Source organism: uncultured Cocleimonas sp. (assembly GCF_947495625.1).
Classification (GTDB): Bacteria; Pseudomonadota; Gammaproteobacteria; order Thiotrichales; family Thiotrichaceae; genus Cocleimonas.
In genome coordinates this window covers 127,198-152,609 of the sequence record NZ_CANLZW010000003.1, presented here as the reverse complement: position 1 = coordinate 152,609, position 25,412 = coordinate 127,198, and the positions used below count along the sequence as shown (strand labels likewise).

Genomic DNA, 25,412 nt, shown 5'->3' with positions numbered 1-25,412 from the left:
CTAGAATGACCCAAAGCCGCTACAAAATTGAGTATGTTCAGCCAGAACCCGTTAAAGAGAAAAAATTTAGATTTTTTGGTGTTCTCGGTTATCTTTGGCTAGCTTTGCTTGCATCCGTTTTCACATACGGTTTTGTGTATAAACACATATCTACCGATGAAATTATCTCGTATTTCCAGAACTTTAAAACAGGCGTTGTAAATACGGATATTTCTAGTCTGACAGATAATTCTAACAAGACTGAAGCCATTCTTACTAAAGAAGAAGAAAATATTATTACAGAAGCTGAAACCACCGCACTTAATAAAGCTGAAGACGACAATTTAGAGAATATCGAAGAACCACAAAAACTAGTCAGTGAAGTGATTAATGCTATTGATACCGATGACAATAATGAAAATACTGATAATAATAATGCTGATGAACTGCCAGAAGATATTGTCTTTGAATCAGATTCAATTGATTTTGATTCTAAAATAACAGAATTTCAGCCTGTTTCTATTCAAACTCAAAAACAGGAAACAGAATCGATCGTCAACGAGATTTTCAAACAGCAAGATAATCAAGAGGCCACTGAGACTTCCAGTACTGTTGTCCCTACCCCAGAAACAACAGAAACAACAGAAACAACAGAAACAACAGAAACAACAGAAACAATAAAACAAGCCATCGTTACCATCGAAAGTGAAATTGAAAAAACTGAACCAGCCATTCAAACAGAATCTCCTTCACAAGTAGTTACTATTAAGGAAGAAGTAGCTCAAGATGACAGCGTAAACAATCAACCGTCACCTAAAGAGAAAGAAGTTGAAACTAACTCTATTGCAAAATCTCAAGAAACTGAAATAGATGCGATAACAGCAGCAATTAAAAAACAAGCAGAAGAGAAAGCTGAATCCAAAGAGAATAATCAAGATATTGAAATAGCATCAGAAAAAACACCAGTACTAGAGGCCAAAGCAAAAATAGAAGCTGCTGTAACTGAAAAGAAGAGAGCTGAAGTTGCTGCCTCATCAGAGCTAGCAAAAAAGACTGTCTCAGCACCGAATAAAGATGATCTAAGCTATACAAGCGAAGCAACCAATGACGAAAACAATAAGAAAGTTGATACTGTCTTAGTAGAAAAAATAAAAATCAAAGAAACTAACTCTACAGAAAAAACATCAGATAGCAGTTTGAAAAAACCAGCAAAAGACAATAGTAATACTTCAGCAGTAGATGCAATTATTGCAGCAATGAATGCAGAAAAAACGACTACTGAAAAGCCAACTCAAAGTTCTCAAGAGAAAACACAATCTGAAGTAGATCTTTCACCAAATACAAACGAAAAAATTCAAAGCACAAGTCAGTTAAATAACTAAATTTATTTAACTAAAACTTCATTTATCTCGATTGAAACCTTTTCTCCACTCTTGATCGATCGTTTTTCTGCAAATAGATCACCATTCTGTCCGATTGGCTGGCCGGTTTTTGACACTCTAGCTCCAACAACGACGGTATCAAACGCAGACATTTTTAAATTAGGCATCATTGCCATAGCATCATTCAATGCAACTTCTATGGGCAAGTCTTTAACTTGCTTACGCACTGCGGCTAATGGCATTGGTGGGCCACTCATGGCTTTAGCATAAATAAAGACTAAATCATCTGGAGAGGCTTTGGCTTTGAGTTCATCAGAGAGTGAAACCATGACTTTTATTTCTGCTGCTGGCTTATCATCAGTTGCGACTTGAGTTGCAGAGGGAGTCATTGGTTCAGCTTGAGTATTTTGCTGATCTGTTGGTAATTTACCGCGTGCTTCTGAAATCAAACTATTAAGTTGCACAACCTGTTTTGGTGCTTCCTGAATTAAAGGCAAAACCTTATTCCATTGAGCAATTGCACCTTGGTAGTCACCATTTTGACGCGCCGACATACCCGAAAGCCACAGCGCTGTAACATTCTCTGGTTCTATTTTAAGCGCATCATTAACTAATTTACCTGGCCTTCCGATGAGGCTTCCTTGTTGAGACATTGATAATGAATCAGCCAACGATAACATAACATTCGCCGAATCTGGCATTAGCTTATATGCGCGTTCAAAAGACTTCGCAGCATCAGTGTATCGCTCCAGCACCATGTAGGATCGACCCAACATATACCAGCCTTTTGCATTCTCTGGATTTTTTTCCATTTTTTGCTGAAGGCCTGCAACCATGGTTTCTATATCTGGCGTACCATCCGCATTTTTTGGCACAGCTTTATCTCTTTCTACTCTTACAGCTTCAACTGCATCCACATTTTTAGTAAAAACCATATTCCCTGTCTTGTAGTAAACCGGAAAAGCGATAACTGGAATCAATAATAAAATAAATCCCATGCTTACTAACGAAGACTTAGTCTGACTGTTCTTTCCTTGCGTGGATTCGAATAGCAAATCAGATTGTTTTAAATCATCATACAAAGACTGTTCCAGCTCATCTCTAGTTGATTGATAACTCTCCTCATCTATCTCGGCATTTTCAAAACGACTCTCTAAATCAGCGAGCTGTTCTTGAGCAATGAATATATTTTGTTGCTTGCTTGCATCTTGATCAACATGGTTTTTTCTTAAAGAAGGGAAAACAAATGCAAAAGCGATCAATACTAAAATCGTACAGATTATCCAAAACATCAAACTTATTTCTCTTGGTTGGGTTGTTTAGTGTCTAAGGCTGCACGTACTGACTCGCGTTGCGATTCAGTCAATGCTTCAGACTTTTCGTGTCCCTGCTTTCGTATGAGTTTCACTAACAAAAACAAGCTTAATAATAAAAAGATAGGTGGCCCTATCCAGAGCAATAGAGTTTTAGTTTTAAAAGGTGGTTTGTACAGCACAAAGTCACCATAACGAGCTGTCATATAACTCACTACATCAGCACGAGATTTGCCTTCCTTAATCATCTCGTAAGTCTTCTTGCGCATGTCTGTTGCCAGTTCGGCATTTGACTCCGCTAGATTCTGGTTTTGGCACTTAACACAGCGTAATTCAGCAATAAGCTGGAGATAAAGCTGTTCTTGCTCCTTGCTATCAAACTGATGAAATTCAATCTGAACCGCATGAGATGTAACACCGAACATTACTGTCAGAAATACAAATATTCCTAAATACCGTTTCATCCTGCTTCCGCTCTCAACTTATCTATTAATGGGATCAAAATATCATCCACAGCATCTGGATAGACAGGTCCGGTAAATTTATAACGCACGATACCTTTCTTATCTATGACAAATGTTTCGGGAACACCCACAACACCCCAGTCAATTCCCGCCATGCCTTTTGTGTCAACAGCAACAGCAGTGTAAGGATTACCCAACGTTGCCAGCCACTGAAGTGCATCATCACCATAGTCTTCAGTTCCATAGTCTTTATAATTCAAACCAACGGTAGGGACTTTTTTCTCCGCAATTAAGCGACTCAACACTTTATGTTCTGCTCTACAAGATACACACCATGATGCCCACAGATTTAACACCCAGACTTCACCTTTCATATCACTCACAGAAATAGTTTCGTCAGGCTTGTACATTTTAGGCAGCTTAAATTCTGGTGCTGGCTGACCTATAAATGGTGACGGTATAAGCTTGGGATCATTAGATAGACCGAATAAAAGCAACGCCACTAACGCACCAAATCCAATCAGCGGTACAAAGTATTTCTTACTCATGCAGGTGCGCCCGACGTCTTAGGAGAATTAGTAGAAACAGCAGCAGTACTCAAATCTACATCTTGATCATCAACTACTTTAACTTTTCTTACTCGACGATAACGCTTATCAAATGCAGCTAATAATCCACCTAATCCCATCAAAATAGCGCCCATCCAGATCCACCTTACAAAAGGCTTATGATATATGCGAAAGCTCCAGGCGTTATTACCTAAAGGCTCACCGAGAGCAACGAATAAATCTCTGGTAAAACCAGCATCAATTCCTGCTTCTGTCATAGGCATTTGATCACGACCGTAATCACGCTTTTCAGGATGCATTGCAGAAACTAATTCACCGTCCTTAGTGACATCCATACTCGCTCTATTTGCGACGTAATTATCTACTTTAACGGACTCAACGCCTTTAAAGCTAAAGTTATAACCTGCCATTTCATAGCTTTGCCCAACTTCAAGACGCACATCTTTTTCAGTGTCATATAATGAAACTAAAGTGACACCTATTACCGTCATAGCCATGCCTATGTGAGCAATTACAGAGCCCCAAGTTCCTAACGGTAATTTAAATGGGGAACGACCTAAACTCACAACCCACATTATTGCAGCTAATGAAACCCAGCTTCCGGCAAACAAACCAATCGTGGTTTTGATGTTAAAATCAGACACTGTAACCAAAGGGAGAACGAATGCTGCAATCAAGCTGACAACCAAAGGGATCCAGACTTTCTTTAAAATTCTTTTGGGGTCGTCTTTTTTCCAGCGCAAATAAAATCCAGTGCCCATCACAATAAACAATAAGATGGATAACGGAACCATTACACTATTAAAGTATGGTGGTCCCACCGAGATCTTTCCGGAACCTAAGGCGTCTATAATCAGAGGATAAAGTGTTCCTAACAATACCGTAGCTGTCATTACCACAAGAATTACATTGTTAACTAATAAACCTGCTTCGCGAGACACAATAGAGAATGTGCCCATGGAACGTAACTTATGAGCGCGGAATGCAAATAATAATAATGACGAGCCAATCACTACTAATAAGAAAATAAGTATAAACAGACCACGTTCTGGATCACTAGCAAATGAATGTACGGAAGTGAGTACGCCTGAACGTACCAGGAAAGTCCCTAATAAGCTCAATGAAAAACCCATTATCGATAACAATACTGTCCATGCTTTGAAGCTTGCTCTTTTCTCGGTTACCGCTAAAGAGTGAATCAATGCTGTCGCAATAATCCAAGGCATTAGTGATGCATTTTCAACAGGATCCCAGAACCACCATCCGCCCCAGCCAAGCTCGTAGTATGCCCACCAACTACCTAGTGCGATGCCTAAGGTTAAGAACATCCATGCAATATTTGTCCAAGGTCGAGCCCAACGTGCCCATGCTGCGTCAAGCTTGCCGCCAATCATTGCTGCCATGGCAAAAGAAAATGCAACTGACAATCCAACGTAGCCCATATAAAGCATCGGAGGGTGTATTGCTAAGCCAATATCTTGTAGTAATGGATTGAGCTGTCTGCCTTCAGCTGGAATTTGCAATAATCGTTCAAATGGATTTGAGGTGATAATCACAAACAGCATGAAACCAACACCGATTAACCCCATCACACTTAGTACACGTGATAGCATGATAGCAGGAATACCTTTACTAAAATAAGCGACTGCTGCTCCCCAGCCGGCTAACACTAGCGACCAAAGTAATAACGAACCTTCATGCGCCCCCCATAATGCGGACACTCTGAAAATTGTAGGCATTTGAGAGTTAGAGTTAGTTGCAACGTACTTTACCGAGAAATCATTGGTAAGGAATGCATAAAGCAAACAGAGAAAAGAAATGAACACAAAAAATAGTTGTGCAAATGCTGCGGGCTTTGCTAGCGCCACCCACTGTGACTTACCTGTTAATGATCCCCACATCGGGAATATACCTTGAACTACAGCAACCGATAAACCTAATATAAGTGCAAAATGTCCGATTTCAGGAATCATTAGTAAGTGCCACCTTTTGTTGAGGATGCTGCTTGTGGAGTATGCTCTTTTTCTAGTGTATCTTTGAGTTCTTGAGGCATATATTCCGCATCATGTTTTGCCAGAACTTCATCGGCATAAAACAAACCATCATCAGCCATCTTGCCCCTTGATACCTGACTTTTACCCTCTTTGAATAAATCCGGGAGGATTTTATCTGTAACAACGGTAATTTCATTATCACGGTTATCTCTAACAATAAATCGGGCTTCTAGCTTGGAGTCACTTCTTTCCAGACTACCCTCTTTTACCAGACCACCTAGACGAAACACTTGTCCTTTAGGAACAACGCCATTTAAAACCTCTTCTGGACTATGCAAATACGCCAGATTTCCTTTCATCGCTTTACTGATTAATGCTGACGCTGCGCCAACGCTAACCAACGCAAGTAAAACAAAGGCAAGTCGCTTATTTCTTGGTTTCATAATAAACCTCTAATTCTTTTCGTTATTCAAACGTCTTTCTTCAAGGCGTTTATTTCGTTTAATCTGGGCTATCACTGAGCGTCTTCTAAATACTAATGTCACTGGTTCTAACACCATCAATAAAGCAGCAATTCCCATTGCACTCCAGATATAAGCGCCAAATCCACCCATGTGGAAAAATTCATTCATAAACGATTCCTCTCAGCAACTTATCCAAAATCTACCTTAATTCTATTTTCTAGTTATTAAATTCTTTAAGCTTAGACACCCAAGACGTATTTCGTTCCCGCTCAAGTATAATTGTTCTTACTCTCATTAATATCGTCGCAAAACTATACATCCAAAAACCTAATGTAGTAATTAACATCGCAATCAATATATTAGACTCAACACGTTCGAGTGAAGACTCTTGATGCAAAGAAGCACACTCATTTGGATCTGGACAATTTACTGCGTAGTAAATAATAGGCACTAAAGCCAGACCAACCAAAGCTAATAGAGCAGATGCTTTATCAGATCGTCGTACATCATCAATAGCGGACTGTAATGCGATATACCCAATATAAACAAATAACAGTATCAAAAAGCTGGTTAATTTAGGATCCCAGTCCCACCATGTTCCCCAGCTTGTTTTACCCCATATAGCACCTGTCGCCAAGGCGATAACGGTCATCACTGTTCCTGTAATTGCGGTAGCAGATGCCATCATAAAAGATAAGCGGGTATTAAACACCAAACCCACCATCGCCCACGCTACCATAACCGCGTACAGCCACATTGCCATCCACGCAGAAGCGACATGCACATAGATGATTCGATAATATTGTTTCTGATCGCTCAATACGTCTGCGGTTTTAAAAAAACCCCAGTACAATCCGAGCGCTATTAACGCAATTGCTAAAATCCAGAATAACGGAATCAATTTACCTGCTAGCGGGTAAAAATTCATAGGTGCTGAATATTTGAACCAGTTTATTTTCATATTAAATCGTATCTTCTACCTTGATATTTGTTAATTCTTGCTCATTAATTCGTTAAAACACACAATCTTATCTACATCTTAGCCTTAGTTTCTAAACACACCCCCGACCTTTTAGCCTGTTTTTGATAAGGATCATTAAACTAGCAAACAAAGTGTTTTTAATACCACTACCTATACCAATGTTGCGATTAACTCACTCTATTGAGATTTTTATTGCAGCAGCAGTAGCCCACGGCGAGAAAATAATCGCCAGTAACATAAAGGCAGATAGTAATAAAACATAGGGCTGAATACTTAAACCTTCAACCATACTAGTTGAAATAGCACCGGCACCATATACCAATACAGGTATATACAATGGCAATACCAATAACGACACCAGTACACCACCACCGCGCAAACCTAAGGTTAAAGCTGCGGCAATAGCACCCAACATGCTTAAAACCGGTGTGCCTAATAATAAAACGAGCATCATTACTTTTATCGATTCGAAGGGTAAATGATAGAATAAGCCTACTAACGGTGAAATCAGCACCAGTGGCAGTCCGGTTAATAGCCAATGGGCAATCATTTTAGCCAGAACCACAATCGGTAATGAGACAGGCGTCAGAGTCATTTGTTCCAATGTTCCATCTTCATAGTCATCAGAAAACAGCCTGTCGAGCGCCAATGTCGATGCCAATAGAGCAGCAACCCAGACCACACCGGGTGCAATCTGCTTTAAAAGTTGATCTTCAGTACTAATTCCCAGTGGGAATAAACTGATTACCACAATGAAAAAAAACAGCACGGTAAATATTTCACTTCGGCGACGCATCGCCAAAAGCAAATCACGCTTTAAGATCAATAAGAAAGCACTAAACATGGCTAGTTTTTTCCTTATTGAGTGAAATCCTCACCAACTCACCCGAAGTAAGAGGAACTTCCTGATGCGTGGTTAAGATTACCCCCCCCCCACTTTCGACGTGTTTTGCAATAATGGATTGTAACTGCTCAACTGCAGCCGCATCTAATGCCACAAATGGCTCATCTAAAATCCACAACTTGGCTTTACTCAACAAGAGTTTTGCTAACGCCACTCTGCGCTTCTGTCCTTGAGAAAGGGTTCGCACAGGAAAATCCTCAAATGCGAACAAACCAATAGTATCCAGCGCATCCATCAGCTGTTCTTGGGAAACATTGATTCCTGACATTAAGCAATTGAGTTTTAAGTTTTCATAAGCTGTGAGGTCAGACTTAATTGCATTCTGATGTCCGAGATAAAGCAGCTCTTTACGGAAGGCCTCATCTTGCTTTTTTATTTCAACCCCATCCCACAATATCTCACCTTCATCCGCCAGAAATAATCCGCAAAGGGTTCTAAGCAAGGTCGTTTTACCGCTACCGTTAGTGCCTTCCAGACGCATCAATTGGCTATTCTCTAACTTAAATGATAAGTCTGAGAATAGCTCTCGATCACCTCGGGTACAGGTCAAATTTTTAACTTCTAGCATCATAGCGAGGGAGTTTAGTTAAATTAATGGTCGTGGTCGAGTGGCTTTGTGTCGATCTTGTCACAAACTCCATTATACCTGTATTATGTGCGCTAATTCTTCATGAACTCTCTTTCCTAGATAAAAATCAAACTTATGAGTATTAACGAATTCCCGGCACAACAGCCACAGGAAAAAAAAGGTGGTTGTCTTAAAACTATAGGCATCATGTTCATCACAGTTGTTATATCAATCGTTGCAACTATTTTTGTGTTTAATTATTTAACACAAAAGAAACTCGAACCAGTTGAGCTAAGCCAAAAAGAAGAATCCACATTAAATAAGAAACTTAAACAATTTGGCTTACCGACCTTAGCTTCGAGCTCTACCCAAGAAAACACGGATGATTTAACACCAGAACCTTATTCAGAAGACCCTAGCAAACGTGAGATTTTCTTTAGCGAAAAAGAACTCAATGCAATGCTGGCAAAAAACACAGACCTGGCTGAAAAAATAGCTATTGATCTAGCCGACAACCTAGCTAGCGCAAAAATGCTTATTCCGTTAGACCCTGATTTTCCTTTTTTAGGAGGAAAAACACTAAAATTAAAGGCTGGCGCTGAACTTGCATACGCTAATGGACGACCAATTGTCATCTTGAAAGGCGTGAGTGTTTGGGGAGTCCCTGTTCCTAACGCCTGGTTAGGTAATTTAAAGAACGTTGATCTCGTCAAAGAATTTGGTGGCGATGAAGGTTTCTGGAAATCTTTTGCTGATGGTGTTGAAAATATATCGGTTGCCGAAGGTCAATTAAAAATAAAATTAAAGGAATAGAATCCTTTAAATCAAAATAAGGAAAATAAAAATGGAAGGGCTTTTTACTTTAGAAAATCTATTTACACTAGGCATGCTAGTCATGCTTCAGGCTGTTCTAGGTTTCGATAACCTTTTATATATTTCACTAGAATCACAACGAGTAGAGAAATCTAAACAATCAAAAGTACGCAAATGGGGCATTGGGCTAGCCGTTTTATTACGTATTGTCTTGTTGTTTGCATTGTTGAAAGTCCTCAGCCTATTTACCAATGAATTATTCTCTTTAGATATCAAAGGCATTATTCAAGGGACATTCAATCTCAAGAGCATTGTCGTTTTGATAGGTGGCGTATTCTTAATCTACACCGCGCTTAAAGAAATTACTCACATGATGATGCTTGAAGAAGATGCAAATAAAGAACGTAAGCCTGCATCTGTAGCAATGGTTCTGTTTTCAATTGTTATAATGAATGCGATTTTCTCTTTCGATTCTATATTGAGCGCTATGGCACTCACTAAAAACTTCGTAATTATGGCAACCGCTATTGTAATCGGTGGAATTATGATGATTGTGCTCGCCGATAAAGTAACCGAATTTTTAAAGAAGAACAGAATGTACGAAGTAGTGGGCTTATTCATACTGTTTTTAGTCGGAGCAATGCTATTGTCAGAAGGCGCGCACGATGCTCACCTCAAGCTATTTGATACTGAAATCACACCGATGAGTAAAGCGACTTTCTACCTCATAATCTTTGTAATGGTAATCGTCGAAATTGTCCAATCTCGTTATCAAAAGCGTTTACTTTCATTAAAAGTAGATCCAATAAAGAAATCCTAAGTGCGACAAGACAAAAATGCCTAATTTAATATTAATAAATAGGCATTTTTGTTGTAAACTGTTTGAAACAGTTGCACCCAAGAATGCTGACTACACAAACCCAAGAATTTCATAATAAGTCAAAAGCATTCCTCTGAGGCTAAAACACAAGGGAAGTGAGTATGAAGAAGAGCGCCATCAAGAGCTTGGCTTATCTGTCTATTATTTTAATGGTTTTTGATGTAAGTGCTGTAGGCCTTCAAGAATATCTCCAAAATGGTGAAGCAGGTACAGAAATCGTTACACAATCTCCTGCCCTTTCCTCAGTAAACGAAGCAACTAGCCAGTTGACTCACATTATCGAACTCGTTGTAGCAGGAATCGTCGCAGCCGCACTTATCATTTCTGTTCTAGTACTCTTTTTAGGTAGATGGTTAGCCAGTAGAGAAAAGAAAATTATTAAAGAAATACGAATTGAAGCAGAAAAAGATAAGGAAAATATTACTTCTGCTGCTACAACAATCAGAGAACAAGAAAAAGAATCAACTAAACTGGTTCACGAAATCAGATCTCAAGCCTCTGAAATCAGCACCCAACGCGAAGAAAATATTCAATATACCGAAAGCATAGCCTCGACATCTGAAAAAGTTAAAGCGCAGGAAAAAGAACTACTTCAAGTCACAGACCATGTTAGCAACCGCATGGATGACATTCAGGCATATTGGGATGATCAGCTTAAAAGTACGGTAGAAATCATTGGTCAAGTACAAGAAAGATTAGATAAAAACCTGATTTTGGTAGATGACGATTTAGGAAAAATACACCACCAGAAAAAGCTCTCACAGGAACTATTGCAAGATTTCTTGAATAAACACAATGAGCAGAGCACTGCCTTAGACAATAATTCTGAAATTTCTGATCAAGTAAATGCGAACTTAAAACAAACCCTAAAAGAGTCGCAAAAACTGATTGATGTTCTACTAAAACATCAAAAAGAAGCAGAGAAGTCACTTAAAAGTTATAACGACAAGTTAAATACTTTTGAAGAACAAGCTTACGAGCAATTCGATACCAGCTTCCAGGTTGCGGATCTCGCTAGGCAAGAGCTTAACGCTAACATCGATGAGAGCCGTAAGCATGTAGAGACCATGCGTAGACACGAGCAACAAAGTCATGGCATTAGCGCTCAAACAATGAAACATCTGGAAAGTCTGGATTATTCTAAAATTGTAAAAATCTCGAACACCTTAGATTCTACTCAAGATATGTTTGATGATATCCACAATAAAGTAGAAGAAACCCGTTATATGCTCGATGAGCTCAAAGAAATTGAGAATGACGTTAAAAGAACGGCTAATCAGGTTGAAAACGTAGTCAAAGAACAAAAACTTTTAGACTCTACGGAAACAGAACTATCTGTTGATGACTTAGCTATTGATGAAGAAACTATCACTGAGGAAGTACTCTCTGTTGATGTTTCAGAATCACCGAATGCAAAAGTTAAAGACTCAGGAAATACTACGATTAAGATAGAAGATTACAAAATGGCAAGTGAAGATGACCAGCCAACTCCTTTATCGTTTTTCAGAAATATAAAACAACAAGAAAAATAAAATGAGCCATCCTTGGCTCCCAGCTGTTGTATCCCTTACGATATGATATTAGTCGACCAATTGATCTCATAACATTCAGAGCCATTCCGTGGCTCCCAACTGGTATATCCTATTTAATTTTCAAATGGATTAAATGAAATTGCTACATCGCTGTAACGTGGAAGGAATATACCAGCACATTTTCTAAACTAAAATACCTCAAATCACCAACGGTTAATTCAACGCGATAAGGTAACAAGCGGTAAATCTAGTGGGACAAAAGAAAGTCAGCCTTAAGGCAATAAATTATTTTCAACAACATTAAAACAACTGCTAAGCATCAACCTTAACACCAGTCTCAATATAATTTCCTTGCTCAAAGATCGTTTGAAGCAGACCATGATTTAATCGATGCGCGGGACTGTTAGCGGTAATTTTGCCTTGAATGATTCCGCCTGAAAGCATCAAATCTCCAACCATATCTAATGCTCTGTGGAAAATAAGCTCATTCTCCATACGCAGGCCGCCTTTGTTAATCGCCTTATCTTTAACGATTACGACTGCGGTTTTAGTATTGGCACCAAGGCACACCGGATCTTTTTGAAAACGCGTTAACTGCGCCAATAAGCCATTTTTGAGTCTACCAAACGTTCTGGCCGAGGCAATTTCTTGTTTAAATGATGCTGGCGTGACTTCACCACTCCAATGCAGTCGGCCGAAATTTGTCAAAGAAATAGCTAAATCTAAATACAGGGAATCTGCTGGCTCAATTCTTACATAGCGCTTCCCTTCCACATATTCAGCTTTCTCAGTTACCTGAAAAATTTTTTGCGACTCATGCTGCTGGATTAATCCGGTTTTATCAATACTGTCGATAAAAGGTTTGGCACTGCCATCCATAATGGGAATTTCTTTTCCCTCTACTTCAACGATGACATTGCTAATACCACAGGCATAAAGTGCTGCCATTAAATGCTCTACGGTTCTAACTTGCTCACCCGTTTCTGACACGAGACACGTACATAAAGGAAGGTTTTTGGTATTCTGCCAATGTGCAGGAATATCTATATTGACCCCTTTCCTTTTGATTACACGGAAAATAATGCCCGTATTCACTGGCGCTGGTAGCAAGGTGATTTTATGGCGCTTAGCAGTATGTAAACCTGCCCCTTTGAAACTTAAGGGTGCAGCAATCGTGGCTTGTGAATAATCAATCATGACCATCTTCGCCTTGAGTATCTCTTTGCAGATTCCACATTTCAGAATATCTACCCTGTTGTTCTAGCAATACCTGATGAGATCCACGTTCAATAATTTTACCTGCTTCCATAACCAGTATCATATCAGCATCTACGATGGTGGATAATCGATGCGCAATGATCAAAGTAGTAGTCTGTGAAGAGATTTTACCCAGCGTTTTTTGTATGGCTTGCTCCGTCGCCGAATCCAGTGATGAGGTTGCTTCGTCAAATAGTAAAATTGGAGGCTTCTTCAGAATCGTTCTGGCAATCGCAACCCGTTGCTTTTCCCCACCAGAAAGCTTTAGCCCTCTCTCTCCTACGACACTATCCCAACCATCAGGAAGTCCTTCTATGAAGTCGTAAATATGTGCCATTTTAGCGGCATTTTCGACTTCTTCTTTGGTAGCATCTAAATTTCCATATTGAATATTGTAGTAAATACTTTCGTTAAATAGCACAGTATCCTGCGGCACGATACCAATCGATTCACGTAAGCTGTCCTGTGTACACTCTTTTATATCCTGACCATCAATGAGAATGCGACCTTGATTCACATCGTAAAAGCGAAATAGAAGGCGCACCAGAGTTGATTTTCCGCCACCACTAAAACCGACAACTGCAACTGTCTTCCCAGCAGGAATGGTGAAGTTCACACCATGCAAAATTTCCCTTTTTTTATCATAAGCAAAAGAAACACCCTCAAATTTCACTTCACCTTTGCTTACCTTGATGTCAGTAGCATTTTCGACATCTTGTATTTCAGGCTTTTTCTTCAACAGCTTAAACACCAAATCCATATCGGCTAAGGTGTATTTGATTTGTCGATAGATGATTCCCAATGCATTTAAAGGAATAAAAAGCTGCAACATAAAGGCATTAACCATTACCAGGTCACCAATACTCATGGTGCCTTCGACAACACCATTAGCAGCCAGGAACATAATAATCGTCACACCGACTGCGATAATCGCGCCCTGACCAAAATTAAGCATCGACATGGTTGACTGGCTTTTTACCGCAACATTTTCCCATTTTTCAAGGATTTCATCGTAACGGTCCTGCTCCAACCGCTCATTATTAAAGTACTTAACTGTTTCGTAATTAATCAGGCTATCGAATGCATGTGTATTGGCTTGTGAATCGAGTCGATTCATATCATGACGATAGTGCATTCGCCATTCTGTAACCATTAAAGTAAAAGCCACATAAAAAAGAACGGTACCAAAGGTGACTAAAGCAAATATGATTGCGTAGTTGGATAGAAGAATAAAAGCAACGAGGGAAAACTCAACGAATATGGGAATGGTGCTGAACACCAGAAAATTCATTAAGGTCGCTACTGAACGAGTACCCCTTTCCAGATCTCTACTGATTGCACCGGTTTTACGTTGCAAATGAAAACGTAATGACAATTTATGAAGATGCTGCATGACACGTTTGGATAATTCCCGCATCGCATGATAGCGGACGCGCGCAAACACGGTATCACGCAATTCATTAAATAAGGAAGTAAGTAACCTAAAAGCACCATAGGCAAGTAGCAAAGCCACCGGAAGTACTAACACCTGACTTTCTTTACCGTCAAATTTATCAATAATATCTTTTAATACGAGCGGCACAGAGACCGTCGAGACTTTAGATATCACCAGACAAAGTAATGCTAATAGCGCTCTGCCTCTATATGCACTGAGATACGGTAAGAGATGACGCAAGTTTTGAAGATCACGGCGATTACCATGAATTTCGTTGCCGGTAGGGATGGAATGCAAAGTCAGACCAAATATTACAAAAGTAAAATTATGCCTTAATTCGTATCAAACGCATATTTGTTTAATGGATTGTTTGATTTAAGAAAAAATCAGAGAAAAACCTCAGGTATTGCACGTTAATAATTCCAGAATAAGCAAAGGGGTTCAAATGAACCCCTTAACTTAAATACCGGTAGATTATGCAACACATCTAGTCACCCCCCACCTTTCAGAGGTTTTTTAGTATTACAACTGAGTCATAGAACTGCATCTTCGGGGTACATCTTATCCACAGAACCTACTATCAATGGATCAGGCGCATAAACTACCGATGTATCTTTATTATCGTAATCCAGATTATGTAAAAAGTGACGAATACACGATAATCGAGCGCGCTTTTTATCATCAGATTTTACTACTATCCACGGCGCATCAGCTGTATCGGTGTTGAAGAACATCGATTTTTTAGCTTCAGTATAATCTTCCCATTTATCTAATGACTCGACGTCTACAGGGCTTAATTTCCACTGTTTAACTGGGTCATGCTTGCGTGAATGAAAACGTCTTAATTGCTCTTGACGGGTTACCGAGAACCAGTACTTGAACATGATAGTGTCAGAATTGACCAACATACGCTCAAACATTGGACACTGGCGCATAAACTCAAGGTGATCATGGCGACTACAGAAACCCATCACGATCTCAACACCGGCACGGTTATACCAGGAACGGTCAAATAAAATCATCTCGCCTTTGGTTGGCAGATGATTCACATAACGCTGAAAATACCATTCGCCTAACTCACGCTCAGTAGGCTTTTCTAAAGCAACCACTCGGGCAATACGAGGATTTAAATGTTCAGTAAAACGCTTAATCGTTCCACCTTTACCGGCTGCATCACGACCTTCAAAAATCGTAACAATCTTTTTATTCGCGTCTTTAAGCCATTTCTGAACCTTCAATAACTCGACCTGCAACAGACGCTTTTCTTTTTCGTAATCCGAGGTTTTCATTTTTTCCGAATAAGGATAATCACCAGCCGCACAACTGATTTTCAGTAAATCACCGCCTTTAGTAAAGGTTTTTGAATTCATTACCTTGTCAGAATCGGTTAGCTCTACCAAAGCATCTGTGGCCTGCTGCTTAGTCATCGGCTTATCTGCCACTTTTACTGGAGCCTTTTGGCTGGCTTCTTTTAACGGTTTTTTTGCTATTGGCATATGCTCTCCTTAATGCGATTAATGTTGTTCTACTTATTGATTGTAAGTGTATACCAGAGAATCCCTATTCTGTATGATCTACGTCAATATGACTGAAAGAATACAAAAGATACTCTCACGTGCAGGCTACGGCTCACGTAGAGAAATAGAACGCTGGGTAAAAGCCGGTGAAGTAATGGTGAATGGCGTTAAGGCGGAGGTTGGTCAAGCTATTAGCGAAACCGATAAAGTTGTTTTGCGCGGACAAATATTGAAGCTATCCAACAAGCTCAATGCCAAGCCTCAAGTGCTGCTTTACCACAAGAAAAATGGCGAGATCAGCTCACGTAAAGATCCCGAGGGTCGACCTACCGTTTTTGACAACCTTCCTCCATTAAGTAGTGGTCGATGGATTCAGGTTGGACGATTAGATATCAATACTGATGGACTGTTACTATTTACTACAGATGGTGAATTAGCTAATCGCTTGATGCACCCTTCCTACGAAATAGAGCGCGAATATGCGGCGCGTATTTTGGGCGAAGTGACTGATGAGCATATCGACAACTTACTCAAAGGTGTTGAGCTAGAAGATGGCAAAGGTAAATTCAACACCGTCAAGTTTGCAGGTGGAGAAGGCGTTAACAAGTGGTATCACGTTACACTCAATGAAGGTCGAAATCGTGAAGTACGCCGCCTTTGGGAGTCTCAAGACTTAGTCGTGAGTCGTCTACGCCGTATCCGTTACGGCAATGTAGAACTTCATAGATCGTTACGACCAGGGGCATTCGAAGAGATGGATGTAAAATCCATGCGAAGCCTTTATGAAACAGTGAATATGGAACTAGACGAAGAAAACTTCTTATCTAAAAGCGAATACAAAAGCAGAGCCGATAGAAACAAAGCATTTAAGTACGGCAAGAGTAAAAGTAAGAAAAGATAATAAACACTAACTTATCTTAGTCACCCTCCACCTTTAAGGCACTTTTTTATAAAAAAGCGCCTTAAAGGTGGAGGGTGACTATATTTATTTTTATTTACTATGTAATAGCTTATCGCGTTTATCTAATACCCAAACATTCAACAAACTTCCAAAGAACAAGCACAAGCTCAATCCAAGCATCCAGTAACCGTAAACCTTCTCTTCTGCGGAATACATATACCAAATCCCGATGAGTATGTAGATAAACGATATCAACATTACAATGATAAACGTATCTCGATTACCTCGTAACACTCCACGCACAAAGAATAATAACGGAGCCACAAAAACCGTGATTTCTATTGAACGAGGAAATTCTTGTACAGGAGACAGCCATCCGTTCCAGATCACGATCAGGATGACCAAACCTAGAATACCTAAACCGGCTAAAGCTCTGTAAAAAACTGTGATATCCATGTTATTTTTTAGCCTTAGTCATAAACATTAACAGTGAAACAAGCATTTACAGCACCACTGCTAATTTAGCCAGTCGCTTGCCCAACGCCAGGCACAATGCTTTTTCTTCTTCGCTTAAAGGCAAATCACTGTTTGCACCAGCAAGATGCGATGGTCCATATGGTGTTCCACCCGTTTGAGTCGTCAACAGCTCCGATTCTGTATACGGCAAACCGCTGATTAACATGCCATGATGCAATAAAGGGATCATCATACTCAGCAAAGTTGATTCCTGACCACCATGAATACTGGATGTCGAGGTAAAAACGCCCGCAGGTTTTCCAACCAATGAACCAGACAGCCAGTGACCGCTGGTTTTTTCTAAAAAGTATTTAAGTGGAGCAGCCATATTGCCAAAACGAGTTGGACTACCTAGCGCTAAGGCATCACACACTTTTAATTCATCGAGTGATACATAAGGCGCACCCGAATCAGGAACGGCTGGCTCTGTCGCTTCAGTGACTTCAGAAACCTCTGGAACAGTTCGAAGTATGGATTCAACACCTTCAACGCCTTCTGCTCCGCGCGCTATCAACCTTGCCATTTCAGCGGTTGCACCGCTACGTGAGTAATATAAAACTAGAACCTGTTTCATTGCTGCCTTCGATTAGGATTAGGAATAGAGCTAGGGGTATATTCAACAAAATGAGATAAATATACGATTACAAAATATCAATGATATTTTCTATAGGACGGCCAATCGCCGCCTTTCCATCCTTAATCACAATCGGACGTTCAATCAAAATCGGGTTGTTTACCATCGCGTCTATCAATTGCTCTCTCGTTAGGCTTTCATCAGCGAGATTATTATCTTTGTAAGCCTGTTCGCCTTTACGCATCAACTCGCGAGGCTCAAGACCCAGCATATCTAAAATCTCAGATATTGCATCACTATCAGGTGGCGTATCTAAATACTTAACGACATTTGCTTCAATGCCTTTATCGCTAAGTAGTTCCATTGCCGCACGAGATTTAGAACATCGTGGATTGTGATAAATTGTAGTTGAGTCTGTCATAGCATCCTTTTTAAAAATTTATTCAATAAGATTTCCGTGACTAGTGTATCCAAGCGAAATCTAAACACAAATTGTTTTTAGTCTCTTTGCACGCATCCCTTTTCTACATCACTAAAATCGAAGTACTTCCACACAACAGAACATGACCATACAAAATAGCAATAAAAAGTGCCTTGCTCTGCATAAATTCTATTTACGTTTTTAAATAACAAAAACGTAATATCATTCAAAGTAGGGGGGTGACTTTCTCTTTTATAATTTGCTTATTACTTGAATTCAAAAGAAAAATAAGTGAGGATTCTACTCTATGAAAAAACCAATAATATTATGGGCTGCACTCAGTATTCTTCCTTTCTTTTCCGGCCAGGGCTTAGAAAAAGTCAAAGATTTCTCCTTTAATGATATCGAAGGTAAAAGCCATAATTTCAGTGACTATCAGGGAAAGTGGGTACTTGTGAATTATTGGGCAACGTATTGCCCGCCTTGTCATGCAGAAATTCCAGACATTGAACGTTTCGCTCAAGATAACAAAGATGATTTTATCGTTTTAGGCATGGATGCTGGCGGCAGCCAGATCAATGAGATCCTTTCCTTTAAAGAACAACTTAATATTAGCTATGATTTGATTCCAATGCAGCAAAGCACCATGCTCTCATTTGGTACCATAGTTGGTATTCCGACAAGCTATATCGTAAACCCAAAAGGAGAAATCGTTGATAAGTATGTGGGGATCATCACTTATGACGACCTTGATTTTCACATAAATCCGCCGATTTATAAAAGTGCGAGCGCGAATAAAAACCCAATTGAAGAAAGCTTTGATTCAATTACACCAAATCAATAAAAATCCAAAAAAAACAATACCACTTATAACAAAAAAAGCCCTCAGAAGAGGGCTTTTTTTGTTATCTATAAACACTTATTAGCGTTTAGCTTAACTTCCGTTATTACTTCAAACGGATAGTTTGGCCTGGGCTAATATTGTATGGAGGCTGTAAGTTATTAATACTGATAATATCTTTCCAATACACACCTGTTTGACGCATGATTTCAAATACTGTGTCGCCCTTCTTTACTACGTAGCTACTTCCACCTGAACTAGATGAAGCGGCCGCAGTATTTGTAGTCGCAGCGCTTCCACCAGCATAAGTTGTTGGCGCATATGGCTTATACGTTTTCTGCTGGTAGCTTCCTGTGTAAATACTCTTATTACTAGCTGTTACGTTAGTATTTGCTGCTGGAGCAGTAGTTTGTCCGCCAGATGCAGAACTGTAATCGTAATACTGCGTATTAGAAGAGTCGGTACCATAACCTGCATAGTTAGTGTTTTGCTGTGGTTGAGCTGCTGGCTGCTGCGTTCTGTTGCGCGCCGCTGCTTGTTCACGATTCCACTTATCAACGTAGTATTGCTGATTATGTGTTGATGCCTGAGCTCTTGGTTGTGGTGCCGGTGCAGCAGGCTTTGCAGGCTTATAGGTATAAGTTGCTGGAGCCTTTGGCTGTGTTGTTGCTGTTGCACCGCATGGCGCACACGTTGCAGATGTATTTGCGCGTTGTTGTCCACCGCCACGTACTTGTCCACCACCAGCTACCTGGTTGGCACGTGTACGTTGTCCGTAACCGCGAGTTTCGCCAGATGTTGAATATCCGCCACTTCCAGCAGTAGATCCAGTGTCATACCCAGCTTGAGATGCACCCCTATAACTACTACAGCCCGATGCCATTACAGCAACTAGTGAAGCAACTGCTACTAGTTTAATTTTACTGTTCATAAAAAATACCTTCGATTTCTATTTTAATTGATAGATTCCCACAACTATTACTAACAACCCTACTGTTAGCCAGCCCAGCCACTCGATGTATTTAACAATGAGTGGTTCCATGCGAGGTCCTGCTTTAGCAACTAACAACGCGACTAAAAAGAAGCGTGCCCCTCTTCCGATTACAGATGCAATCACAAAAGGTAAAACTGCCATCGACAAAAGTCCTGCACTAATTGTGAAAAGTTTATAAGGTATTGGCGAGAAGCCAGCGACAAGAATTGCCCAGATGCCCCAACGATCGAACAAGGATTTAACCTGCTCAAACTTATGCCCATAACCCCAATTTTCTATGAGCGGTCCCAACCACTCATAAGCCCATGTACCCAGAAAATAGCCAGCTATTCCACCGAGCACTGATGTAAATGTCGTCCATAATGCTAAACGCCACCATTCCGCAGGTTTTGAAAGCGTCATGGGGATCAACATTATATCTGGAGGAGGTAACGGCAGTAACGCCGATTCTAGAAAGCTAACTACCCCCAGATAGTTTTTCGCATACTTATGCTGCGAATATTCAATTACTTTGTTATATATATTCGAAAACAGGTTCATTTTAAAGGATTTTTTTAGTTTTTTGTAATATTTCTTGAAATTAGCCCTAATAACAGCACTAACCGCCCGTCGCTAACCTTCAAACTGTTAACCACCTACTAATGGAACAAAAATTACCGACTCATGATTTTCAACGGAATAATTTGTTTCATTGTTACGGGTCACTACCTGCAATTTTTGTTCACTATTTTGTGCCCCAACAGGAATAATCATGCGCCCACCAATTTTCAACTGCTGTATTAACGCAGAAGGAATCTCATCTGGTGCGGCTGTTACCATAATCGCATCATAAGGCGCGGCTTCTTCCCATCCCCAGCTTCCATCACCCAAATGCGTACGGATGTTTCGATAGCCTAACTTGTATAGTAAGTCTCTGGCACTGCGATGAAGTTCAGAAATAACTTCCACAGTATGCAAGTTTTTTACCAAACCACCCAAAACAGCCGCTTGATAGCCTGACCCCGTTCCCACTTCCAAGACGTTATCTAGGGATTCAGATTCCAGAATTAACTCAGTCATGCGCGCAACAATAAAAGGTTGCGATATGGTTTGACCGTGTCCAATGGGAAATGATGCATCCTCATAAGACCGACTCGCCATCGCCTCATCCACAAACAAATGCCGCGGCACAAGACGCATTACGCGTAGTACATCAGGATTAACAATTCCTTTCTCTTGCAATCGATCTATTAATCGATCACGGGTGCGTTGTGATGTCATACCAACGCCCTGAATATCTAGCTCATTGATTTTGTCACCCCCCCACTTTGGAGCCATTTTTGCATATCATCGATAGCAGAATAGCGAGTTAGGTCTATATGTATTGGGGTTACAGAAACATAACCTTGTTGAACCGCATGAAAATCTGTTCCTTCTCCGGCATCCGCTTCTGTACCGACAGGACCTATCCAGAATATCTCTCGACCTCTCGGATCTTCAGATTTAATCACAGGTTCGGCTTTATGGCGTTTACCAAGACGTGTCGCCTTAAAACCTTTGATTTCATTCCATGGTAAATCAGGCACGTTTACATTGAGTATACTCGCCGCATTATCTGAGTCACTTAATGTCAGCGATGGCATATCTTTTAATAATTGAATAACCGCTTGAATCGCAGAATCATAATGCTGAGCCTTATAATTACCCATCGACACTGCAATAGACGGTAGCCCTAAATTACGTCCTTCCATTGCTGCTGCAACTGTTCCTGAATAAATAACATCATCCCCCATATTGGGACCCGAATTTATACCCGAGATTACGATATCAGGTTCTTTATCAGGATAAAGACCAGTCAATGCCAGATGGACACAATCGGTAGGTGTACCGTTGATGCTATAAAAGTTCTCGCCACGTTCTGTCAGGCGAAGCGGTGATTCTAATGAGAGTGAATTACTTGCGCCACTGCGATCTCTATCGGGTGCAATTGTCAGCACATCAGCAATTTCTGATAACTTATCACGCAACAAATTTATCCCGGGCGCGATAAAGCCGTCATCATTACTTAACAGTATTTCCATAAAATTCCCATAAAACACTCACAAAATGATAGTCTTAGTCATTGATAATAACCATCTATAGCCATCACTACTAACCGTGTCTAATTTTGATAAAAAAACACTAAAAGACCTTAAAAAGCAACTATCTGCGAAGCAGCTAGCCGAAAAGCAGGCTACACAAAAGATCGTTAAACAACAAGCAGAAGATCAATACGATCAAAATTTCTTTGCTGAAGCGATGCAAGGCGTAACACCACTCGCAGATGATAAAGCTTATCATGAAGCTGAAAAGCCAAAAGCAAAAATACGCCCAGCGGATGAAGACTTCGAAGATCTCTTTATCCACGATCCTCTTTCAGACGAACTTGAAGTGGAAGACGTTCAAATAGAGGGGGTTCTAAGCTTTTGTAGAGAAGGTATACAGAACAACGTATTCAAAAAACTACGCAGTGGAAATTACCGTATTTCTGATGAGTTAGATCTGCATGGCGCTAGTATCAAGCAAGCCAAAATGATTCTGGTTTACTATCTACAGGAAGCCGTTCAGTTCGAAAGTTGCTGTATTCGTATAGTACATGGAAAGGGCAATCGGTCAGGGGATAAAAAACCTGTTTTAAAAACTCAGGTGAATCATTGGTTGAGTGAACACGAGAGAGTACTCGCATTTCATTCCTGTAAACCTAAAGATGGCGGAACTGGTGCAGTTTACGTCTTGTTAAAACGATAACCCTTCAAACATTCATGCTTAAATAATCTTAAGGTCACCCCCCTACTTTGGGGCCTTTTTTTATCATAGCGAATAATCACCACAAAAAAACAATAAAAAAAGGACGCCTAGGCGTCCTTTTTCAATCAAATAATAAAAATCATTTCAGATTATCATTTCACTTCATCAGTCGTGTTATCCAAATCAAATGGATCTGCTTTGATGTTGTCATGCGGATGAGCTATATTTCTAGCTTGTTGTCCTGCAACAACTTTCTTATTCAGTCTACGATATAAGAACCAGTCAACACTTAGGAAGCGACCTGCTCCCATGAAGAATAAAGTGAGTAGCATCAAGAAGTAAACAACTGTCTTGCTGAAGTCCGAACTACTCATATCAGTATAACCATGAGTCATTAGCATTTCTTTTAGCGTAGCTACAATATCCTGACCATTGAGTGCCATAATTGCGGTAAGGACAATTAAAGCCAGTAACGGAATTGATACCCAGCGAACGGCAAAACCAATCAATAATAAGAATGCACCGATGATTTCTAACCAACCAATTGAGCTGGTCAAAACACCTGATAGAGCGTCTCCAATAAAAGGCACTTGCGCCAAACCTGCTGATGTTGCTTGAAATACAGGATTGTCCGTATTGAACCAAGTTAATGGGTTATACCAAACAGTATTGTCTGCGGTAAACAAACCCAACTTTCTGCTACCCGACACCCATAGCAATGGCGCCAAGAATAATCGAAGTAGTAATGGGGGTAAAAAATCTAAGCCTCGCAGCCATCCAAAGCTGAAAAAACCGAGTAAAAACTTAGTCATAGAAGACACTCTCCTTATAAGGTAATTGTGTCTATTTGACTGTTTTCTACTCGGTATTGCAAGCTAAATCTATGATGATTTTTAAGCCAACACTTAGGGATTTAACTAGTAAAGCGTTGAATTATCTCCAGAAAGGTGTGTTAATTTCGCAATCAACATCGGCACGATTTAGACCAATATCTTCCAGCATTCTGTCATCAAGCTTTGCTAATTGTTTACGTTGTTGAAAACGCTGATTCCAAATGGCAAGTGTCTTAAATAAATTCTTTGAAGGTTCTATTACAGCTTCTTCACAGCTGGGTAGACACTGCGATAGATGATTATTATGATTTGCCTGTGTGTATACAGTCATGACATGTCTCCTTATATTTGTAATGCACTTTTAAGCAATCTTGTTTATAAATGGAGACCCTGCAAGCAAGGTCTCCGTTATGATTTACCCCCTACAGGTAAGACCATGAATGTATTTAACGCTTCAGCGAAAAAACTATCCAATCGTTTAATCAAAACCCTGCCATCAGGATTTCAGATTGTGCTTTTATCATTATGTATTTTTAATCATTATTAGAATTGCTCATCATTAGAATTGTTCATCGCTCAAAATAATGACATCATCTTTCACATGGAACTCTACCAACTCAGAACTTTTGTCACCGTTGCTGATACTGGCAATCTCACACAGGCAGCCGAACGCCTTTTTACTAGTCAGCCTGCTGTCAGTGCGCATATAAAAGCACTGGAAGAAGAGCTTGAAGTCAAACTCTTTGATCGAACCCCGAAAGGTATGCGACTTACAGAGAGCGGGACGTCGCTACGAGATAAAGCACAATTAGTGATTAATGCAGGCAACGAGTTAAAGCTGGCAGCAAAAACACTTCAGGGAGAAATTACGGGGCAAGCCAAGGTAGGATTAAACACGGATGCCGAATACCTGCTTCTTGCCAAATGGCACAACGCATTGATGTCAGAGTACCCGAATCTTAAAATTCAGCTAACCCAAGGCACATCAATAGATCTGGTTCAAAAGGTAGGAAAAGGACAACTTGATGTCAGCTTTTTTTCGGGAGATATTCCTTACGACAAAGTCAGTTATGTTGAGTTATGTGATACGCACGCCGTAATAGCCGCCGCACCTAAGTGGAAAGAGAAACTAAAACGTGCTGGACGAGAAGAGCTGGCTCAGCTCCCGTGGATTTACCCCGAGCCTTTATGCATTTATCACAGATTTCTCAATCTTATTTTTTCAGATACTAAAGTACAGCCTTCATGGGCAACGTCTAGTGCTACAGAAGATTCCACAATCGCATTATTACGCTCAGGCATTGGGCTCGCCTTTATTCGTAATGATGAAGCCGATGCTTTATTAAAAAAAGGTGAAATTGTTGTGTGGCCAGGCGAATCGTTCACACTACCATTGAGAATGGCCTATTTAGAGTCTCGAAAAGAAGACCCAGTGATAAAAGCGCTATTAGAAATAATTTTAAAAAAATTCGAAAAGCATAAGAAATAAATGATCACTTTCATTAATTTCTAA

The 25,412-nt window shown here is 40.1% G+C and carries 29 protein-coding genes; 8 read left to right on the top strand and 21 right to left on the bottom strand.

Translation table 11 applies throughout. From position 1 onward, the window contains the following. The first annotated feature begins 5 nt into the window (after window positions 1–5). Window positions 6–1,361, top strand: coding sequence for a hypothetical protein (locus Q1A31_RS02950; protein ID WP_299872096.1), 1,356 nt, complete (start codon window positions 6–8; stop codon window positions 1,359–1,361). 2 nt (window positions 1,362–1,363) lie between these two features. On the opposite strand, the gene ccmI is transcribed toward Q1A31_RS02950, so the two are convergent. The 9 genes from ccmI to ccmA form a co-directional block, all read right to left on the bottom strand. After that, a complete protein-coding gene (gene ccmI, locus Q1A31_RS02945; RefSeq protein WP_299872094.1) occupies window positions 1,364–2,653 on the bottom strand; it encodes a c-type cytochrome biogenesis protein CcmI in 1,290 nt (429 codons plus the stop codon). A gap of 5 nt (window positions 2,654–2,658) precedes the next feature. Beyond that, entirely contained in the window at window positions 2,659–3,138 is a 480-nt protein-coding gene (locus Q1A31_RS02940) for a cytochrome c-type biogenesis protein (RefSeq protein ID WP_299872092.1), read from the bottom strand. Next, window positions 3,135–3,686 (bottom strand): DsbE family thiol:disulfide interchange protein, encoded by a 552-nt coding sequence (locus tag Q1A31_RS02935; protein WP_299872090.1) that lies wholly within the window; start codon window positions 3,684–3,686, stop codon window positions 3,135–3,137. The genes Q1A31_RS02940 and Q1A31_RS02935 overlap by 4 nt, the downstream gene beginning before the upstream one ends. Continuing rightward, a complete protein-coding gene (locus tag Q1A31_RS02930) occupies window positions 3,683–5,680 on the bottom strand; it encodes a heme lyase CcmF/NrfE family subunit (RefSeq protein WP_299872087.1) in 1,998 nt (665 codons plus the stop codon). The genes Q1A31_RS02935 and Q1A31_RS02930 overlap by 4 nt, the downstream gene beginning before the upstream one ends. Next, the gene (locus Q1A31_RS02925) at window positions 5,680–6,144 is read right to left on the bottom strand and encodes a cytochrome c maturation protein CcmE (protein ID WP_299872084.1); all 465 of its coding nucleotides are present in this window, start codon (window positions 6,142–6,144) and stop codon (window positions 5,680–5,682) included. The genes Q1A31_RS02930 and Q1A31_RS02925 overlap by 1 nt, the downstream gene beginning before the upstream one ends. 9 nt (window positions 6,145–6,153) lie before the next feature. Next, window positions 6,154–6,333: a heme exporter protein CcmD gene (gene ccmD / locus Q1A31_RS02920; RefSeq protein ID WP_299872081.1), complete on the bottom strand. Its 180-nt coding sequence runs from the start codon at window positions 6,331–6,333 to the stop codon at window positions 6,154–6,156. 49 nt (window positions 6,334–6,382) lie between these two features. Further along, window positions 6,383–7,126 carry a cytochrome c biogenesis protein CcsA gene (gene ccsA, locus Q1A31_RS02915; protein WP_299872078.1) on the bottom strand — a complete coding sequence of 248 codons (744 nt, stop codon included), beginning with the start codon at window positions 7,124–7,126 and terminating at the stop codon, window positions 6,383–6,385. Between the two features lie 193 nt (window positions 7,127–7,319). Further along, window positions 7,320–7,991: a heme exporter protein CcmB gene (ccmB, locus tag Q1A31_RS02910; protein ID WP_299872075.1), complete on the bottom strand. Its 672-nt coding sequence runs from the start codon at window positions 7,989–7,991 to the stop codon at window positions 7,320–7,322. After that, entirely contained in the window at window positions 7,984–8,619 is a 636-nt protein-coding gene (gene ccmA / locus Q1A31_RS02905) for a cytochrome c biogenesis heme-transporting ATPase CcmA (RefSeq protein WP_299872225.1), read from the bottom strand. The genes ccmB and ccmA overlap by 8 nt, the downstream gene beginning before the upstream one ends. A gap of 135 nt (window positions 8,620–8,754) precedes the next feature. Here ccmA and Q1A31_RS02900 point away from each other — a divergent pair, with 135 nt between their 5' ends. From Q1A31_RS02900 to Q1A31_RS02890, 3 genes are all read left to right on the top strand, one after another. Beyond that, window positions 8,755–9,432, top strand: coding sequence for an arginine N-succinyltransferase (locus Q1A31_RS02900; RefSeq protein ID WP_299872072.1), 678 nt, complete (start codon window positions 8,755–8,757; stop codon window positions 9,430–9,432). 31 nt (window positions 9,433–9,463) lie between these two features. After that, window positions 9,464–10,252 (top strand): TerC family protein, encoded by a 789-nt coding sequence (locus tag Q1A31_RS02895; protein WP_299872069.1) that lies wholly within the window; start codon window positions 9,464–9,466, stop codon window positions 10,250–10,252. Between the two features lie 161 nt (window positions 10,253–10,413). After that, the gene (locus Q1A31_RS02890; protein ID WP_299872066.1) at window positions 10,414–11,844 is read left to right on the top strand and encodes a hypothetical protein; all 1,431 of its coding nucleotides are present in this window, start codon (window positions 10,414–10,416) and stop codon (window positions 11,842–11,844) included. A 312-nt stretch (window positions 11,845–12,156) separates the two neighbouring features. Here Q1A31_RS02890 and lpxC read toward each other — a convergent pair whose 3' ends face one another. The 3 genes from lpxC to ppk2 form a co-directional block, all read right to left on the bottom strand. After that, window positions 12,157–13,041 carry a UDP-3-O-acyl-N-acetylglucosamine deacetylase gene (lpxC, locus tag Q1A31_RS02885; RefSeq protein WP_299872063.1) on the bottom strand — a complete coding sequence of 295 codons (885 nt, stop codon included), beginning with the start codon at window positions 13,039–13,041 and terminating at the stop codon, window positions 12,157–12,159. Beyond that, entirely contained in the window at window positions 13,034–14,833 is a 1,800-nt protein-coding gene (locus Q1A31_RS02880; RefSeq protein WP_299872060.1) for an ABC transporter ATP-binding protein/permease, read from the bottom strand. The genes lpxC and Q1A31_RS02880 overlap by 8 nt, the downstream gene beginning before the upstream one ends. A gap of 236 nt (window positions 14,834–15,069) precedes the next feature. Beyond that, complete coding sequence (gene ppk2 / locus Q1A31_RS02875) at window positions 15,070–15,825, bottom strand: polyphosphate kinase 2 (protein WP_299872222.1); 756 nt, start codon at window positions 15,823–15,825, stop codon at window positions 15,070–15,072. A gap of 295 nt (window positions 15,826–16,120) precedes the next feature. On the opposite strand from ppk2, the gene rluB reads away from it, so the two are divergent. Then, window positions 16,121–16,954 (top strand): 23S rRNA pseudouridine(2605) synthase RluB, encoded by an 834-nt coding sequence (gene rluB, locus Q1A31_RS02870; RefSeq protein ID WP_299872057.1) that lies wholly within the window; start codon window positions 16,121–16,123, stop codon window positions 16,952–16,954. 90 nt (window positions 16,955–17,044) lie between these two features. On the opposite strand, the gene Q1A31_RS02865 is transcribed toward rluB, so the two are convergent. The 3 genes from Q1A31_RS02865 to arsC all read right to left on the bottom strand — a co-directional run bounded on the left by Q1A31_RS02865 (window position 17,045) and on the right by arsC (window position 18,465). Then, complete coding sequence (locus Q1A31_RS02865) at window positions 17,045–17,410, bottom strand: DUF2069 domain-containing protein (RefSeq protein ID WP_299872055.1); 366 nt, start codon at window positions 17,408–17,410, stop codon at window positions 17,045–17,047. Between the two features lie 46 nt (window positions 17,411–17,456). Further along, complete coding sequence (wrbA, locus tag Q1A31_RS02860; protein ID WP_299872053.1) at window positions 17,457–18,044, bottom strand: NAD(P)H:quinone oxidoreductase; 588 nt, start codon at window positions 18,042–18,044, stop codon at window positions 17,457–17,459. A gap of 67 nt (window positions 18,045–18,111) precedes the next feature. Then, window positions 18,112–18,465 (bottom strand): arsenate reductase (glutaredoxin), encoded by a 354-nt coding sequence (gene arsC, locus Q1A31_RS02855; protein ID WP_299872050.1) that lies wholly within the window; start codon window positions 18,463–18,465, stop codon window positions 18,112–18,114. 307 nt (window positions 18,466–18,772) lie between these two features. On the opposite strand from arsC, the gene Q1A31_RS02850 reads away from it, so the two are divergent. Further along, window positions 18,773–19,309 (top strand): TlpA disulfide reductase family protein, encoded by a 537-nt coding sequence (locus Q1A31_RS02850; protein ID WP_299872048.1) that lies wholly within the window; start codon window positions 18,773–18,775, stop codon window positions 19,307–19,309. Between the two features lie 103 nt (window positions 19,310–19,412). Here Q1A31_RS02850 and Q1A31_RS02845 read toward each other — a convergent pair whose 3' ends face one another. The 4 genes from Q1A31_RS02845 to surE all read right to left on the bottom strand — a co-directional run bounded on the left by Q1A31_RS02845 (window position 19,413) and on the right by surE (window position 22,360). After that, window positions 19,413–20,237, bottom strand: coding sequence for a LysM domain-containing protein (locus Q1A31_RS02845; protein WP_299872045.1), 825 nt, complete (start codon window positions 20,235–20,237; stop codon window positions 19,413–19,415). 18 nt (window positions 20,238–20,255) lie between these two features. Continuing rightward, a complete protein-coding gene (locus Q1A31_RS02840; RefSeq protein WP_299872042.1) occupies window positions 20,256–20,702 on the bottom strand; it encodes a YqaA family protein in 447 nt (148 codons plus the stop codon). 225 nt (window positions 20,703–20,927) lie between these two features. Continuing rightward, on the bottom strand, window positions 20,928–21,617 hold the full coding sequence (locus Q1A31_RS02835) for a protein-L-isoaspartate(D-aspartate) O-methyltransferase (RefSeq protein ID WP_299872040.1): 690 nt from the start codon (window positions 21,615–21,617) through the stop codon (window positions 20,928–20,930). Beyond that, window positions 21,578–22,360: a 5'/3'-nucleotidase SurE gene (gene surE / locus Q1A31_RS02830; protein ID WP_299872037.1), complete on the bottom strand. Its 783-nt coding sequence runs from the start codon at window positions 22,358–22,360 to the stop codon at window positions 21,578–21,580. Before surE ends, Q1A31_RS02835 begins: the two co-directional genes overlap by 40 nt. Before the next feature lie 76 nt (window positions 22,361–22,436). Here surE and Q1A31_RS02825 point away from each other — a divergent pair, with 76 nt between their 5' ends. After that, entirely contained in the window at window positions 22,437–23,066 is a 630-nt protein-coding gene (locus Q1A31_RS02825; protein ID WP_299872034.1) for a Smr/MutS family protein, read from the top strand. A gap of 152 nt (window positions 23,067–23,218) precedes the next feature. Here Q1A31_RS02825 and Q1A31_RS02820 read toward each other — a convergent pair whose 3' ends face one another. Next, window positions 23,219–23,878, bottom strand: a complete 660-nt coding sequence (locus Q1A31_RS02820) for a DoxX family protein (RefSeq protein WP_299872030.1) — start codon at window positions 23,876–23,878, stop codon at window positions 23,219–23,221. A 121-nt stretch (window positions 23,879–23,999) separates the two neighbouring features. Further along, the gene (locus tag Q1A31_RS02815) at window positions 24,000–24,230 is read right to left on the bottom strand and encodes a DUF1127 domain-containing protein (RefSeq protein WP_299872028.1); all 231 of its coding nucleotides are present in this window, start codon (window positions 24,228–24,230) and stop codon (window positions 24,000–24,002) included. A 270-nt stretch (window positions 24,231–24,500) separates the two neighbouring features. Here Q1A31_RS02815 and Q1A31_RS02810 point away from each other — a divergent pair, with 270 nt between their 5' ends. Beyond that, window positions 24,501–25,388, top strand: coding sequence for a LysR family transcriptional regulator (locus Q1A31_RS02810; RefSeq protein WP_299872025.1), 888 nt, complete (start codon window positions 24,501–24,503; stop codon window positions 25,386–25,388). Window positions 25,389–25,412 lie beyond the last annotated feature (24 nt).